The organism is Acinetobacter seohaensis, assembly GCF_056431365.1.
The window spans coordinates 286,041-300,541 of record NZ_JBWKMK010000029.1 but is presented as its reverse complement, the minus strand read 5'-3'; the positions used below and the strand labels follow the sequence as shown (position 1 = coordinate 300,541).

Genomic DNA, 14,501 nt, shown 5'->3' with positions numbered 1-14,501 from the left:
TAGACTAGGGCATGCTATGCCTTTTTTGCGCAGTTGGCTAGCCATAAATGCAGACAAATCTCGTCTTGACGCATCAATTGCTAAAAAAATGTTAAGCTTGTGGCCAAGTTCTTATTTATACATTTTGTATTGCCCATTATGTTGCATTATCAAATCGAATTTGACGATTATCGTCAGCATCTTATGCATGTCACCGTGCGTTTTTTGGCTAATCCTACTCAGGTTTTATCACTACCTACGTGGATTCCAGGCAGCTATTTAATTCGTGAATTTTCCAAACATCTTGAATCGGTACGTGCTTATGATGAAGCAGGGCGTATCCTCAAAATTCAGAAATTTGAAAAGAATAAATGGCGCTTATTTAATACCGATCATGAATTGATTACGGTGGAATATGATGTCTACGCTTATGATTTGTCGGTGCGTGGCGCTTATGTCGATCAGACGCGTTTATATGTCAATCCAGCTTGTGCCTGTTTGGGCTTAGATGGGCAAGAAGATAAAGCTATTGAAGTTGAATTATTTTTACCAGACGAGCTGAAGCATTTTCAGCTTGCGACAGGTTTGGCAGCAAAAAGTTTGGTGAAAGGGCGTTATACCTTAAAAGCCAAAAACTATGCCGAACTGATTGATGCACCGTTTGAATTGGCAGAACAAACCCGTTTTAGTTTTACCGCAGCAGATATTCCACACGAATTTGTGGTTTCGGGCAAACATGCAATGAACGCTGCGCGTATGCAGCAAGATATTGAAAAAATCTGTGCCACACAAATTACTATGTTTGGTTCTGCGCCATTTGCAAACTATACCTTTATGACCATGGCAACAGGCAATAGCTATGGTGGCTTAGAACATCCAAACAGTACTAGTTTAATTACACCGCGTGATGATTTGCCGAAAGCCAACGAGCCTGAACAACCTTCTAAAGATTATCAGCGCTTTTTAGGTCTGTGCAGCCATGAGTATTTTCACAGTTGGTTGGTGAAATTCATTCGTCCTGAAAATTTTGTGAATTATGATCTGAATCAGGAAGGTTATACATCGTTGTTATGGATTTTTGAAGGCTTTACGTCTTATTACGATGATTTGTTATTGCTGCGTAGTGGTGTAATTGTTCAGGCGGCTTATTTGGAGTTGCTCAAAGCACAAATTGATCGTTATTTGCAAAATCCGGGTCGTGCGATTCAAACGGTAGCAGAATCTAGTTTTGATGCTTGGGTCAAGTTCTATCGTCAAGATGAAAACTCGAACAATGCAGGAACCAGCTACTATAACAAAGGCTGTTTGGTGGCTTTATGTTTAGATTTGGGCTTGCGTTTACGTGGTTCAAGCTTAGATGCCTTAATGCAGAAATTGTACGCTAATGCGCAACAGGGCATTCAAGTGCATGAGCGCACTATCTTTGAATTATGTAAAGAATTGACAGGAGATGATTGGTCGGAGCAAATCCATCATTTAATTAACACGACTGATGAATTGCCGCTCGATCAGTTATTGCCTGAATTTGGCGTTGATTATCAGCTAAAACAGGATAAGTCTTTGCCGTTTGGTTTAAAATTGGCAGATAAACCTGAAGGGGTGTTGGTACAAGCTGCCCATCGTGAAGGTGCTGCGGCAAAAGCAGGACTTTCTGCGCTTGATGTGATTGTTGCGATTGATGGCTTAAAGGCATCTGTAAAATCACTTGAGCAATATGCCAAACAGGATGCAGCTTATACTGTTCATGCATTCCGCCGTGATGAGTTGATGACTTTTGAACTGAATGCTGCGCAGATTGAATTGCCAGAAGTGGCATTAAGCGTTACAGATCAGGCAAAAGTAGAACAGTGGTTAAAAGGCTGAGTTAAAGTTTAATTTAAAGTTCAGCTATAAAAAAATGGATGCTTCGGCATCCATTTTTGTATCTTGAACAAGTTGAGTTTTGACTCACCAACTCATTAACGTGCCCGACGTCCACGGCTTTTGGTATTAGGGCGTGTAGTACCATTGGTCTTACGACGAGGTTTCTCACTTTCTTCCATTTGCCAAATACGTGGCGTACCTGATTTTTTCTTGGTAGTGCCATCTTTATTTTTCTTTTGATGGATTGGCTTGCCACCCGTACCACCAGGTTTTTTCACATAAGAACGCGAGCGATACGGTTCAGCAGCAGGCACATCTTTAAAATCAGGATACAACAACGGTTCGATTTCTTTAGTTTCACCGGGTTGTAAACCCAATTGTACCAAGTCAATTGAACCAATTTTGGTGCGGATTAAACGCAAAGTTGGAAAACCAACCGCAGCCGTCATACGACGCACTTGGCGGTTGCGACCTTCACAAATTGAAATTTCAATCCACGAAGTAGGTACAGAAGCACGGAAACGTACAGGAGGATCACGCTCCCACAACCATTCAGGCTCATCGACTTTATACGCTTGCGCAGGCAAAGTCATGCCATCTTTCAGTTCCACGCCTTTACGCAATTGTGCCAAGGCATCTTCAGTGACATCACCATCGACTTGAACCAAATAGGTTTTGTATTTTTTAATGGCTGGATTGGTAATAAACTGATTCAAGCCGCCATGATCAGTCAAGAACACCAAGCCTTCCGAATCCATATCTAAACGACCAGCTAAACGTAAGTCTGGATCATCAACAAAAGCCGACATGGTGAGATGTTTTTCATCTTCACGGAATTGAGAGAGAACGTCATATGGTTTATTTAAGATGACGATTTTCATAAGAAATGCTTCTTTAAATTCAATAAATTGGGAAAATTGAGAGTATTTAAAAGGAAAAACGGGCGATTTCCAATTAAATCGCAAATACAGTGCGTTTGAGATGGCTCTATTATGCGATAAGAATGGGGGAAAGTATTGCTTATTGATAAATATTTTTTTGGTGTGCTTGCCAAAATGAGCAGCAGTATCACAACGATTAAAAACTAGAAAGCTAAGCGCTAAAAAGCCCTACAATCTGAAATTGAGGGCTAATCTAGCTTACATATTTTTATAGACAGTATCTCGCCGATCAACATCTAGGACTAATACAAGAACCTTATCGTCAATAACTTGGTACACCAATCTATATCCTACAGATTTAAGCTTTAATTTATAAAGATCAGAAGATCCACGTAACTTATTTTTAGGTATCTTGGGAAAATCTAAGATTGCTTCCAACTTTTTAATAAATTGTTCAGCAATTTGTGGATTTAGTTTATCAAACTTCTTCAGAGCTGCGTCTGCGAACTCTAGCTCGTAGGTCATTAATAGATACCTTTACTGTTTCTGTAGTATCAACTTGTTCAGCCAGTTTTATAAGCTCTCGATCTTCAATTAAGTCCATCATTTCTTCATATAACTCAGCAGGAACACAGTAAAAAGCAGGGGTATTTCTATTTAGAATAGCGACAGCTTCACCAAATCCTTCATTGACGACTTTCATTGGGTTTTCTTTAAGCTTTGAAACACTAGCCACAAATCGACTGTGAATAATGTTATTCATTAGCATCACTCCACAATATGTACAGACAATATAATCAATTTAAAGACCTGATACAAGTCCTGTTAATAGGTCTATAAAGATGCTATTACGAAATGAAAGCTAATGAATACAAATGACCGTCTTTCCTCGATTAAGCCGTATTAAACGCTGGACAAGCAATCTTCTACTTAATCAAATATTGGAATAAAGAAGGCAGCTTTTACAAACTTGGCATCACAGCCAATAACATACTTACTAGATATTACAGCTCGCTTTATGCCGAATTAATCCAAAATCAAACTACTAGGCAGATTGAAAGTATAGAAATTGGCTAGGCACTTATAGTGAAAAGAACTTAAGATGAAATAAGTGTATATATTTTTAGGATCATGAGTTCATTAATGAAAATTTACCAAGTCGATGCTTTTAGCCACGAACTATTCAAAGGTAATCCTGCCGCGGTGCTTGTCAGTAAAACATGGTTAGCTGATGATTTAATGCAAAATATCGCATTGGAAAACAATCTATCTGAAACCGCTTTTGTCAAAATGATAGATGCTGAAAACTTTGAAATTCGCTGGTTTACACCCACAACAGAAGTCGATTTTTGTGGACATGCTACACTTGCCAGCAGCTTTGTTTTATTTAAGGATTATACCGAGGCAAAGACAATTCAATTTCATGTGAAAAATTTGGGGATTTTTACAGTTCAGCAACAGCAAGATGGCAAAATTTGCATGAATTTCCCGATTCGTGCTGCACAGCAAGTTACAGATTATCCCGACATTTTGCGTCAAGCGTTAACTAAACCGTTTAAAAACGTCTATATCAATGCTCAAGCCTATATTGTGGAATATGAATCGGTACAAGATGTGCTAGATGAACAGCCTAATCTTGAATTATTAAAACAATTGGGACAATTGCGCACAGCCATTACGGCGCAGTCGAGTGTTGATGTTGCGATTACTGCATCTGCAAATACACAGTATGACTGCGTATCGCGCTATTTTGCACCTGCTATGGGGATTGCAGAAGACCCTGTTACAGGTTCAATTCATACTGCGATTGCACCGCTTTGGGCAGAAAAATTACAGCAAACCGAACTTGTGGCATATCAGGCTTCAGCCCGAGGGGGCGTACTGTATTGTAAGATTTTGCCTAATGATCGTATCGAAATTTCAGGTTATGCACAGCTATATTTGCAGGGCGAAATTATGATTTAAACCATACCTCGCATTAGACTTCTTTCATCCATTTAAAATGAATTGAGTTTTCACTTTACTTTATTTTAGAGATAAAGCTGAGATGAGAGAAGTCTGCTAGATTTTTTGCTCGGTTTTAAATCACATCATTTGCAAATATTTACTGTGGGTTTAATTGCAGCTTGTTATGCTGTTTGCGCTCAAGTTGAAAATTGTCATATTTCATGGCAAATCAAAAAATAGAATGAAATCAATCGGGAAAAAGAAGTTGCTACGTTTTAAAACTCTCACTTTATCTTTATGTGTACTGGCATTCAATGGCGTGGTTTTCGCGCAGCCAGTTTTAGTAAAATCTCAGCAAGAAATACAAGAATATCAACTTGATAATGGCTTAAAAGTCATTTTTGCACCCAATCAGAAAGAAAATAAAGTCTTTATGAATATGGTGTATTTAACGGGTTCATTGAATGACCCACAAGGCAAAGGTGGTTTGGCACACTTGTTAGAACATTTGGCATTTAAAGGTACAGAAAATGTGCCTGCCGAGGAATTTCAGCGCCGTTTAGATCAATATAGTTTAATGCACAATGCCAGCACCGACTATTACTCGACCAAATACACCAACATCATTCGTCCTGAAACGCGTGCAGTCAATGAGATGATTTATCTTGAAGCGGAACGCATGGATAAATTGGTCATGCAGGAAAAATATGTGCCTGCCGAAATTGCGATTGTAAAGCGTGAACGTGAAGTGCGGATGGATCAACCGTTTTCAGTCTTGTTAGATCAGGTGTGGAAATCAGCCTATGGTAATCAGTATTTCGGACGCTTACCCATTGGCGATTTAAACGAACTGCAATCCATTAAAATGCAGGAGTTAAATCAATTTTACCGCACATGGTACGCGCCTAATAATGCTATTTTAGTGATGACAGGCAAGTTTGATCAGGCAGCGGTGTTAAAACAAATTGATCAACATTTTAGTCCAATTGCAGCACGACAAATTCCCAAACAAGTACAAGTGCCACGATTAGACAGCAACAAAATTCAGCAACGAAATTTTGTGGTACAAAAGGGCAGTCAACTGGCCAAGTTTAATCTGTATTTAAATGGCAATGACGAAAAGATCAAAACCGCTTTGGTGCTGTCACCATATTTACATACATTGCAACCGAGTGGGCATTTGTATCAAGCACTGGTAGAAACAGGCAAAAGTACCATGGTGCAGTCCAGCATATGGCTAGATCAAGATTTTAATTTGGTGTTGATGGGGGCTTTGTATGCACCCAATCATGATGCCAAGCAAGTACAAGCTGGCTTGAATCAAAGCATCGAACAGGCAAAGAATTTTAATGATGCCGAGTTACAACGTGTGAAAAACCTGATCCAAAATCAGGCAGACAGCGTGATGAATGATGCGGTGGCTTTGGGTGGTCGCTTGAGTGATTATGTTGTGGCTTATCAGGGTGATTGGAGACAATATTGGCGTGATTTAAACAATATTCAACAGTTAAATGCGGATGAACTAAATCAGCGTTTAAAACAGTTCTTCACTGCACAGCATCGGGTCATTGGCGATATTCAGCCCACACCTGAAGATCAAAAACAGGCACTCACAGCAAAAAATAATCTAAATACAGCAAAAACTTTAGATCAGCAAGATACACCTGTTACACCTTTGAAAGATGTGAAAAGTTATCAGCAAGAAGTGACAGACTATGTGCAAAAATCTAAACAAGCTTTGATTCAAAATGAAAAAAAGATTCAGCGTGGCAGCTTAAAAAATGGTGCCAAGTATGCATTATTTCCAACTGCAACTCGTGATGATAAAACCTATGCCACCATTTCAGTGAATTTTGGTACGGCACAATCTTTATTTAAGCAGGGCGAAATTTTAGATTTAACTGCATATTTGTTGCTGCGTGCATCTCAAGAGCATAGTTTGCAAGACATTGCCGATCAGTCGATTGCTGCAGGCGGTTCAGCGTTTGCCCAAGCCGATGCCAATGCAATTCATATTCAAATTGTGGCAAAAAAAGAAAAGTTTAATGCGTTTTTTAACTTTGTTTTAGATGTCATGCAAAACCCAAGTTTTGAGCAAAGTCAGTTTGATTTAATTCGTTCTCAAAGTTTATCCAGTTTAGAACGACCTTACACCGAGCCTGAAACTGTGGCGGCTTTGACTATGGCGCGTTTAATTGAAATTTATCCGCAGGGCGATTTACGCTATCACTTCGAGCCTGAATTTGCGAAGCAACAACTGCAAGCTGCAACCCAAGCGCAGGTGCAGCAGTTATATCGTCAATTTTTTGCCATGAATCATGCACAGATTGCCATTACAGGTGAGTTTGATCCGAAACAAATCAAAAAAACTTTAGTTCAGCGTTTAGGACAATCACGCAATACGGAAGCGTATCAACGCTTAGATTCAGCCTATACGGCATATCCTGCGAAAAAGTTGCATGTATTGGCAGAACAGCGCGAATTTGGCAGTTATCAAAGTTTATTGACCTTACCTTTGGGTGTGAATCATCCTGATACACCTGCCATGATGGTGTTGAGTTATATTTTGGGCGAATCGCAGTTGTCTTCACGTTTGGCGCAAGAATTACGTGAAAAAAATGCATTGGTTTATGGTTTTAGTAGTGGTTTGAGTTTAAGTGAATTTGAACAATCGGGTGCGCTCAGTATTTCTGCGCAATACAGTGCAGGCAAGTCGGCTCAAGTGTCACAGGCGGTACATAAAGTGCTGCAGGACTTGCGCCGTGATGGTGTCAGCTTGCAAGAAGTTGAAGCTGCAAAAGCCGATATTTTGAAGAAACGTGTGACTGCCTTGGAAGATGAACGCAGTATCCACCGTATGTTGGTACCGCAATTAGAACAAGGTCGTGATTTACACTATCGTGAACGACGTGATCAAGCGTTAGCAAAACTCAGCAAAGCCGATGTAGATGCTGTGATTCAGAAATATTTACGCTTAGAGCATTTGCTTGAAGTAGCCGCCGATCAATATGGTCAAGCCAATGTTGAGGTGCTTCCGTTAAAGCCGCAGTCTAAATAAAGATTCAATTTAAATTTGAGCAGATAGAAAAACGCATCCATGTTGATGCGTTTTTTGTATTCAAGTTTGCTATCTATGCTCAATTGGCTAAAGTTTTATAAGCGATAAAACTGTTTGGCATTATGATGAAACACTTGCTGCAAAGCATTTGGATGATAAGCCGCAACAATATCACTGGTTGCATCAATTAAATTGACCAAAGACGTGCTCACTCGATCCATTGGAAAATTGGAAGCAAACATCAACCGATATATTCCAAAGCTTTGTAAGGCATGCTGAATCATTGGTGCAGTCAAATCTATAATTTCCTGTTTTGAGGCTTCACGTTTTTGCAAGTGAAATTGATGCCCTAAAACAGGTATAAATAACCCTGAAATTTTGCTGTAAACATTTGGGCAGTGTGCCAACTCGGCAATATCTTCTTGCCAACGAAACAGAATATTTTCCCGTGCTGTTTTGGTCACGCCTGTATGTGTGCCAACTCGCCCGAACAGCCCTGCGGGTGTGCCCAAATGGTCAAGTACAATAGAAGTTTCGGGAAATTGTTTGGCCAGTGCTAAGACATCACCCAATTGAGTCGAATACGTCCATGCATCAAAACTTAAATTATATTGCGCTAAAGCTTCAAAACCTTTTAGAAACTTTTTGTTCCGATATAAATGTGGTTCGTCTGCCCAAGAGAAAATCCCGTGATCTTCATGCACGGCTGCCATTTTACGAATTCCACGGAAGTTTGGAGAGGCTTTGTGATGTAATTTTAGAATTTTCTTAAAATTAGAATCGCGCGGGTCTGCAGTGGCGACAATCGCGCCCAAAGCCAAACCATTATTTTTAAAATCCAGACTTTCTATAAATTCGGTTTCACCAACTACACCTTTGCCTTTATGGTTGTGCCAATTGGCTTCAATATGCACAACTTTTTCAGCCGTATAAAAACCTAAGTCGCGGGCATAATGCTCAGGTAAATAGGGCGATGTGACGTGCTCGGTGCGTCCCAAAGTTTCAATGAGTGTTTTCGGTTTTATCAGGCGGATGGTTTTATCTAGCAAATTGGGATGCTTGCCCAAAAGCTTAACAGCAAGTCGTGCGCTGTGTGGCGTGTTATACGGATCCCACTGATGAATATGTGCATCAATGAGTGCAAATCCTAGATTCTGCATAATGATCCTGTTTTTATGACGCTATTATTTCACTATTCAAAGCCATCATGTTACAAAAGGGAAGTGTTATTTATCGAAATCTACAAGTTTGAAAATTAGCCGCAATAAAAAAGCCCCGTAGGGCTTTGTTTATATGCAAAATTAATGATCGTGCGAGTGGTCGTGATCATGTTTATGGGTATGAAATTCTTCGTTGTGACGGAAGCGCAAATAGTTTTCAAACTGTTCGCAATATTCATCATAGTTATCTTCAAGCATCATTTGAAATTGCTGCAAGATATATGACATAACTTGGTCTTTGGCATCGCGCATTTCATTGCCATCTTTAAAATTATTGGCTGCCACCCAAGTATTAAAACGTGCAGTAGCAAATAACATGGCAGCACTCACCTGACCACGAATTTCGGCAGGTTTTACTGTGGAGCCTTTTTCAAAATGACAGAAGCCATTGGCCTGTTTAATAAATTCATCGGCACGTTCAAAAAAAGCCGCATTTAATGCTTCTTCTTCGGTTACATCGGTTGCTTCAATCTTTTGAACCATGAATTTTTCCTAAGCTAAAAATCTGAATGTTTCATTATAGGCAAAGCCTTGCAGAAACAAAACCTTTGCCTTAAGCTAAAAATAGCCTAAGCAAAATTGGAGTGGTTGATGCAAGATGCGATTGCGGTACAAAGTTTAAAAAGCGACATTGCTTTATTACGTCAAAATATTTGGCCACCCGTGCAACTTGCCCATGTTGAAGGCTTGCCGATTTATTATGGAACACGCGCAGAAGTAGCAGAATACTATAAGCAATGGACAGGGTTGATTGAACGCGCGCAGGATTTATTTCAACCTTTTATGCAAGATGAAGTCATTGATGCGGTGCATTTGCCCAGTCATTTGAACTTGCCTTTATTTTATTTTCATGTCGATCGGATTCGAGTGAATAAAACTCGCGCCAAAGAATCGAAAACTTTTCGAGGGATTGCCAGCCTGATTGAAAAATGTGGGCAATTTGAACCGCAGGAAATTCAGGTTATGCAGCGTTGGTTAGACAGCGATGACAGTGCAGCACTGGTGGCACATCGTGAGTTTATTGATTTGCGTACTTATGTGTTTCAGCATGGGCAAAGTGACTACACGCGCACCCGTTTTTATGTGAATGGTATTGTGTTAAGTGTCGAACCACATTTTGAACTGGTCGATGCCCGAGATAAGCCACGTAAGCAGCGCAGTGACAGTTATCAAGACCCTTTGGCAGATAACCAAACATGGAAAGTATTTGGTAAATATCGTTAATCTTTTAGAAAGTTTGGAATTTGCAGATTAAATACTAATCTAAGATATAAAAAATAAGCTCAACATGAAATGAATCCCTGTTGAGCTTAAATGTGATCATTGATTGATGATCAAACTTCAACTACGACCAAAAAGGCTGACTTTCAGCAAACTGCTGTAAATCCTGTTCAATCTGTATGGAAATATGACGTTCTTCCGACGCAATCCAACCCAATACAAACCATGTTTTCGGTTCAGTTTGAGCATGGCTTTCATATAGACCTTGTGCCACCATTAAATCATTAAAATGCCCTAAAGTTTCCTGTAATGGTTTTAGGGTTTTTAAATACGTTTTGACGTCATCTTCTGCAAATAAACTACTCACAAACTCCACGGTATAGCGTAAACGTTTTACACGCTTACGCGTGCGGTGTTTAGATTCCACATCCAAGGTTTGGAAATGACCTGTATCATCACAAATTTGTTGATGCGTTTTCTGCAAGCGTTTACGTAATACTTTTTTGAATGGTTTTGATTCTGCATCTGCAATCGCAGCCGAATGTGCAAAACTCATAAGTTGTAACAGTAATAAGGTTGTGGTCGGTGAGCGGAAAATTGCATCAATCGCAATGTTTTCAGATGCTGCAGGTGGTAGTTCGGTAATAGGTGAGCCTGCATTTTCAAGTTGCGGAATCAGACTTTCGCGCAAAGCATCTTGATCGCGGGTCGAACCTAACTGCTGAAAAAGTGTCGCCAATTGACTTTCCCAATTGTTATTTGCCAACGCATCATATTCAGCAAAAATTTTTAAGGCACTGCGTAAACGTCGAATGGCAACACGCGCTTGATGCACATGCCCACTGGCATAATCTTGACTGGCAATCGCAGTTGCATTTGGCAGCAAGTGTGCCAAACAATTCTGGGTAATTTGCGCCAACAACTCATGCATATTTTCGGGGTGTTGCAATTGCAAGGTACTTTGCTGCTGTACAGGAATCATGGTTTCATTGTTATACAGCATATTGCCACGCTGCGATTTACTGCGTGTGTCGAGCCATAAATGATATTTTTTAATCCACGGCTGAATATAGGCAATTAAGTCTGCAATTTCACCTTGTTTCAGTTCAAACTCAACTTCGTAAATTTCAACCGAATTTTTGCCTTGGCGGATTTCACCTAAATCAAAAGCAACTTCAATTTGGCTGTTTTTATAATGTGCTAATTGGCTGTAGCGTAAAACATCGGTTTCAAACTGCAGGGTTAAATCTACCTCTGAACCGTCTAAGGCTTTTTTTAAAATCTTTCGTGCTTGTTTATGATTTTCATAACATGCCAAATCACACAATTCAGGCGCATCATGTCCTAATTCATGTTCAAGCTCAAAGCGTTCATAATGTTGTGGACTAGGCGCTTTTAAAGTTTGTTTCCAAATATCGCCCTCTAAACGCTGACGCAGGGCAATGCGTTGCTTGGCTAAGTGCTGTTCAGGACTATCATAATATTTAGCCCATAAGCGTTGTTGTTGAACCAGTTTGTTCTTTTTAAATGCTTTTTCAAATGCCGCACGATAGTTGTGTGGAATTTGAAATTTTAATTCTATTTCACACATCGGGAATGCCCTCGATGAAACAAGATAAGTTCTCTTTACTATAGTGTAAATCTATAAATGAACAAGGGGAGAACTGTGAACAAAAGCTTGAAAAATAAAATAATTTGTATTCAGTTTTTAACACAAAGCAGCCGAATGAATATTCACAAGGCTGCCGTTGTATTGCAGTATTTTTAGCGTGTGCTTTGAGGATGTTAAGGATACTTATTTTAAGAATTTACGGCTCACCATAAATTGTTCTGTCGCTTCCAATAAACGCTGTGCATACACTTCCTGTTTTGCAGTGAGCCAACCTAAAACAAACCAGTCGCTCGCTTCCAATTCAGTTTGTTGAATGTATGCTGCAGAAGATGCCAACACTTGATATTCCTGTGCTGCAAGCTGTGCATCATTCAAAGCTTTACTATATTTCTGCAAATTTTTGACATCATAAATATGCGTCAAAATGGGGAAGCTAAATTTTAGTTCCTGAATACGCAAAGCCAGTTGATCTAAACTTTCAAAATCGTGAATATCACTGTGCTGTAATTGTTCATGCAACTGCTTATATTGCTGTTGCAACGTGTTTTGTGCGGCAGTTTTTAAGTCTAAACCTGAGTGATCGCTCGCGGCTAAACTAAACATCAATAATTCTAAATAGTGATGCACATTTTGCGTTGAACGGACTAAATTGACCAATTTTTCTTGGGCGTACAAGGTATCTTTTTTTAGGTTCTCTGCAGTCGTCGGGTTCTGTAAAAATGCGCCGAGTGTGGCTTGCATGTGTTCCAAATGCTGCAGGTGATCAAAATGTTGTTTAAATGCTGCAATTTGCATTGCCCATTTATCGCCTAAATGCTTCGACCAATCTTTAAATAAGGATAGTGTTAGTTGTAAATGTTGCAAAGCGAACTGCGCCTGATCAATATGACTTTGTTCGGCAACTTGAGCAGAAATTGCGGCAATATTGGGCAATAAATGCTGTAATTGTTGTGCAATTAACAGGCGTAAATTTTGGTCGGCATGGTCTTTTTTACTGAATTGAAATTCTTTGCTCTGAGCCGCAGGGCTGACTTTTTGCTGCACAGAAAGCAAATGTCCAATTTCTGCTTTATTGCGCACATCCAGCCATAAATGAAATTTTTTCACCCATTCAAAACTAAAAGCCAGCAATTGCTGAATTGAACCTTGTTTCAGTTCAAACTCAACTTCATGTACTTCAACTTCAGCATCTGCACAACGAATGTGACCAACATCTAAACTGATTTCAATGTCAGTATCTTCAACGGTCATTAGTCGTGAGGTACGTTGAATATCGGTTTCAAATTGTAGTTGCAACTGATCCCAATTTTGTCCCAAAGCTTGATTTAGCAATTGTTGTGCTTCGGGAATACTTTGATAAATTTGCAGATCAAGTTGTGGTGGAGTATCTGGATTTTCAGTTGGCGCAAGTGGATGGTTATGTTCAAAACTATGAAAATGACTTTGACCTGCCGCTTTTAAAGTTTGTACCCATTGCTCACCTTCTAAACGCAGTCTTAACGCCATGCCATGATGCGCCAAGCTGTGCGTAGATGTATCAAAATAGCGTGCTTTTAATGGAGTTTGAGTCGATTTTTTCGGGTCTAAAGTTTTGAGTAGTGCAGTACGACGTGCGACTGGAATTTGAAATTTTAATTCAACTTCGACCATGAAAAATATCCTGAACGTAAAGTATGTTGCGCCAAAGCAGCGGCAAGCAAATTGGTATTATGAATGTGTGAAAATTGCAGAACGAAGGTTTTGCAAAAGTGCGTTTGATTGTAACCAAAATGTGCCAAGAAGTAAGACTTGACCTTGGATTTTTAATGTTTGGTTTTTATTTTGGCTTAGTTTAAAGTGTCCATTGAGCGTAGCAAAAATAATTCAAATCTATAAACATCAGGATGATGAACATGAACGCAGCATTAAAGCCCGAATTTGAGCCAACCCCAGAGTCCAAGTTTGAATTGCCAATTCAGGATTATTCAACATTTTACCGTTTTTATTTAACTGAACACCGCAACATCATGAGCCGTCGTTTGCACGTGGCGGGCAGTTGTATTGGATTGTATTGTGTAAGCAAAGCCATTCAACATAAAAAAGCCAAATATATATTCTATGGTTTGCTAGCAGGCTATGCTTGTGCATGGGTCGGGCACTTTGTTTTTGAAAAAAATAAACCTGCCAGTTTTAAACAGCCTGTGTATAGTTTTATTTCAGACTGGCGGATGTTTGCCGATGTTTTGCGTGGTCATTTAAGTTTGCAAGATCGTGCTAAAGATAAAATTCCAAGTTGAATTGAGCGCTTAGTTATACCGTTTAGGCAAAAACTAAACGATATGTGATTATTTTCATAAAAAATGTACAAATAAAATTAATTTTTTGTTGAAATGATAGAGTGAATATTCTAATAATGTGTCATCAAATTGAGTAATAAAAGTTTGTGACTTTCCAAGCCTAGAGTGACCTTTCTCTAGGCTTTTTTTATGCGAAAAATTTCAAGTTGCGTTAAATCAGAAATCATTCATCTTTAAGCAAGAATATATGGTAAGTAGATTACTGAAAGTAAGTTATAAAAATATAGACACATGATCATTTGTCGCACCCCCACATGCGCTCTGGCACAAATGATCATGTGTCTAAATGGGTAACATAAATATGTCGTTATTCGCTGTAGTCACCCATATGGATTTTAAGATCCATATCTTATTGAACTGGTTACAGTTCTTGTTTTGCGCAGT

At 39.3% G+C, this 14,501-nt stretch carries 12 protein-coding genes; 5 read left to right on the top strand and 7 right to left on the bottom strand.

From position 1 onward, the window contains the following. The first annotated feature begins 138 nt into the window (after window positions 1-138). On the top strand, window positions 139-1,842 hold the full coding sequence (locus tag AC07E5_RS05865) for a M61 family metallopeptidase (RefSeq protein ID WP_498624971.1): 1,704 nt from the start codon (window positions 139-141) through the stop codon (window positions 1,840-1,842). Window positions 1,843-1,937: 95 nt separating this feature from the next. Here the strand turns inward: AC07E5_RS05865 and AC07E5_RS05860 are convergent, their stop codons facing one another. The 3 genes from AC07E5_RS05860 to AC07E5_RS05850 all read right to left on the bottom strand — a co-directional run bounded on the left by AC07E5_RS05860 (window position 1,938) and on the right by AC07E5_RS05850 (window position 3,486). Further along, window positions 1,938-2,723 carry an rRNA large subunit pseudouridine synthase E gene (locus AC07E5_RS05860; protein WP_498624934.1) on the bottom strand — a complete coding sequence of 262 codons (786 nt, stop codon included), beginning with the start codon at window positions 2,721-2,723 and terminating at the stop codon, window positions 1,938-1,940. A gap of 258 nt (window positions 2,724-2,981) precedes the next feature. After that, entirely contained in the window at window positions 2,982-3,248 is a 267-nt protein-coding gene (locus AC07E5_RS05855; protein WP_178318942.1) for a type II toxin-antitoxin system RelE family toxin, read from the bottom strand. Then, complete coding sequence (locus AC07E5_RS05850; RefSeq protein ID WP_154320647.1) at window positions 3,202-3,486, bottom strand: type II toxin-antitoxin system Phd/YefM family antitoxin; 285 nt, start codon at window positions 3,484-3,486, stop codon at window positions 3,202-3,204. The genes AC07E5_RS05855 and AC07E5_RS05850 overlap by 47 nt, the downstream gene beginning before the upstream one ends. 380 nt (window positions 3,487-3,866) lie before the next feature. On the opposite strand from AC07E5_RS05850, the gene AC07E5_RS05845 reads away from it, so the two are divergent. Continuing rightward, entirely contained in the window at window positions 3,867-4,688 is an 822-nt protein-coding gene (locus tag AC07E5_RS05845; protein WP_180168674.1) for a PhzF family phenazine biosynthesis protein, read from the top strand. Between the two features lie 247 nt (window positions 4,689-4,935). After that, a complete protein-coding gene (locus tag AC07E5_RS05840; protein WP_498624931.1) occupies window positions 4,936-7,728 on the top strand; it encodes a M16 family metallopeptidase in 2,793 nt (930 codons plus the stop codon). 95 nt (window positions 7,729-7,823) lie between these two features. On the opposite strand, the gene AC07E5_RS05835 is transcribed toward AC07E5_RS05840, so the two are convergent. Both AC07E5_RS05835 and AC07E5_RS05830 read right to left on the bottom strand, forming a co-directional pair. Further along, a complete protein-coding gene (locus AC07E5_RS05835) occupies window positions 7,824-8,888 on the bottom strand; it encodes an amidohydrolase family protein (protein WP_498624929.1) in 1,065 nt (354 codons plus the stop codon). 141 nt (window positions 8,889-9,029) lie between these two features. Next, on the bottom strand, window positions 9,030-9,431 hold the full coding sequence (locus tag AC07E5_RS05830) for a DUF3144 domain-containing protein (RefSeq protein WP_004973007.1): 402 nt from the start codon (window positions 9,429-9,431) through the stop codon (window positions 9,030-9,032). 108 nt (window positions 9,432-9,539) lie between these two features. Between AC07E5_RS05830 and AC07E5_RS05825 the strand changes: the two genes are divergently transcribed. Beyond that, on the top strand, window positions 9,540-10,172 hold the full coding sequence (locus tag AC07E5_RS05825; RefSeq protein ID WP_179996253.1) for a hypothetical protein: 633 nt from the start codon (window positions 9,540-9,542) through the stop codon (window positions 10,170-10,172). Window positions 10,173-10,293: 121 nt separating this feature from the next. Here the strand turns inward: AC07E5_RS05825 and AC07E5_RS05820 are convergent, their stop codons facing one another. Beyond that, complete coding sequence (locus tag AC07E5_RS05820; RefSeq protein ID WP_498624926.1) at window positions 10,294-11,760, bottom strand: CYTH and CHAD domain-containing protein; 1,467 nt, start codon at window positions 11,758-11,760, stop codon at window positions 10,294-10,296. Between the two features lie 204 nt (window positions 11,761-11,964). Next, entirely contained in the window at window positions 11,965-13,431 is a 1,467-nt protein-coding gene (locus AC07E5_RS05815) for a CYTH domain-containing protein (protein ID WP_498624924.1), read from the bottom strand. Window positions 13,432-13,673: 242 nt separating this feature from the next. On the opposite strand from AC07E5_RS05815, the gene AC07E5_RS05810 reads away from it, so the two are divergent. After that, window positions 13,674-14,057, top strand: a complete 384-nt coding sequence (locus tag AC07E5_RS05810) for an Mpo1-like protein (protein ID WP_498624922.1) — start codon at window positions 13,674-13,676, stop codon at window positions 14,055-14,057. Window positions 14,058-14,501: the final 444 nt, after the last annotated feature.

Bases quoted from the DNA above. Each gene is read 5' to 3' on its own strand.
- AC07E5_RS05865 (WP_498624971.1), top strand. From the start codon at position 139: ATGTTGCATTATCAAATCGAATTTGACGATTATCGTCAGCATCTTATG.
- AC07E5_RS05860 (WP_498624934.1), bottom strand. From the start codon at position 2,723: ATGAAAATCGTCATCTTAAATAAACCATATGACGTTCTCTCTCAATTC.
- AC07E5_RS05855 (WP_178318942.1), bottom strand. From the start codon at position 3,248: ATGACCTACGAGCTAGAGTTCGCAGACGCAGCTCTGAAGAAGTTTGAT.
- AC07E5_RS05850 (WP_154320647.1), bottom strand. From the start codon at position 3,486: ATGAATAACATTATTCACAGTCGATTTGTGGCTAGTGTTTCAAAGCTT.
- AC07E5_RS05845 (WP_180168674.1), top strand. From the start codon at position 3,867: ATGAAAATTTACCAAGTCGATGCTTTTAGCCACGAACTATTCAAAGGT.
- AC07E5_RS05835 (WP_498624929.1), bottom strand. From the start codon at position 8,888: ATGCAGAATCTAGGATTTGCACTCATTGATGCACATATTCATCAGTGG.
- AC07E5_RS05830 (WP_004973007.1), bottom strand. From the start codon at position 9,431: ATGGTTCAAAAGATTGAAGCAACCGATGTAACCGAAGAAGAAGCATTA.
- AC07E5_RS05825 (WP_179996253.1), top strand. From the start codon at position 9,540: ATGCAAGATGCGATTGCGGTACAAAGTTTAAAAAGCGACATTGCTTTA.
- AC07E5_RS05820 (WP_498624926.1), bottom strand. From the start codon at position 11,760: ATGTGTGAAATAGAATTAAAATTTCAAATTCCACACAACTATCGTGCG.
- AC07E5_RS05815 (WP_498624924.1), bottom strand. From the start codon at position 13,431: ATGGTCGAAGTTGAATTAAAATTTCAAATTCCAGTCGCACGTCGTACT.
- AC07E5_RS05810 (WP_498624922.1), top strand. From the start codon at position 13,674: ATGAACGCAGCATTAAAGCCCGAATTTGAGCCAACCCCAGAGTCCAAG.